Genomic DNA, 1,258 nt, shown 5'->3' on the forward strand with positions numbered 1-1,258 from the left:
TTCTCCCGCCTGGACGGACAGTAGTCGGACAACTTCCACTCTCCGGCTGGTTCGCCGGACTTTCTCTTAAACGCGCGCGACGGAACATTCCCGCAATTCACGTAAAATAACATTGAAAATGCTCACTGGACATCGTCTCTGGTCAGGGCCCTGGTAGTGACCGGTCGGACAGTGACTTTAGGGCCAGCAACCAAGATCAAACGGTTCGGATGCTGGTACACATGGTCCACCACGCTCCACATCTAGCCTCTGACCTGGTCAAATAGGTTGAACCTATCAATCGGCAGGCTTGCCGGTGTCGCGCAGGCGCAGGTCAGAGGGGACGGAGGCCTGGTTCGCGCAATGCCGGGGCCTCCGGCCGGGATGACTCCGATGTTGACTCTCTGTGCTTGATATCATTGATCGTGCGGGAGTGCGGTCCCGCAGGTCGCCGTTCGGGAGGGCGCGGTTTAAAAGGTCTCAGTTACCTGGGCACCACGTCGGGGCGGTGCGAACCGGCATCCGCCGGGCCGGTTGTGCTGGGGGCAGCTTCGAGGACACCCGCGATCGCCTGAGGCAGCCGCCCGGTCAGCACCGAGAATGTACAGGGCGACTTGTTCGCCTATGGCCGAGGCAAGGACGGACGGTCGCGTCCAGATGCCGTCCGCCATCGTCGTGGCCCTGGCCGGGCCCCGCCGTTTACGGCTGGACTATGCGGATGGCCCTGGCCGCTTCGTGTCCGTGGCCTCTCTCATGGACGTCCTTCGATTCGGCGGGGATCATGTCGGACATGTCCCGTGTACGGCTGTTCGGCAATCTCGACGGGCTGGCGGCCACCTGCCGGCTGGTGGTGGACCGGCCGGCCGGCAGCACCCACCCGCGGGTGCCGCAGGCCGTGTACCCCGTCGACTACGGCTACCTGGAGGGCACCGTGGCCGCGGACGGCGGCGGGGTGGATGTCTTTCGCGGCAGCGCTGCCGGCGCCGGCGTGGTGGGATTCTTCGTTACAGCGGATCGGGGCAAGCGTGACGTGGAGGTCAAGATACTGGTGGACTGCACCGTCGGCGAGATCGAGCGTGTGCGGCGGCTGCTCGACGATGTCCTGGGGATCGGCGGCCTGTTCGTGCCGCGGCTTGGGGAGACCACCGCCGCATGAGGGTCACGGCTGGTCGGGCCGGAGGGCGTTCGTCCACCGGGGGAGCATGGAGGAGATTCTCGGAGCCGTGTCTGGTCGCGATCTTTCTCGGCGGTTCTATGAGCAGGCGGTTCGGCCGCTGAT

1 protein-coding gene is annotated in these 1,258 nt (G+C 65.2%); it reads left to right on the plus strand.

The window, feature by feature from the left end; translation table 11 throughout:
• The first annotated feature begins 769 nt into the window (after positions 1-769).
• Positions 770-1,135 (plus strand): inorganic pyrophosphatase, encoded by a 366-nt coding sequence (locus tag AC6EXY_RS33290; RefSeq protein ID WP_499819029.1) that lies wholly within the window; start codon positions 770-772, stop codon positions 1,133-1,135.
• Positions 1,136-1,258: the final 123 nt, after the last annotated feature.

Source organism: Frankia sp. RB5 (assembly GCF_059816245.1).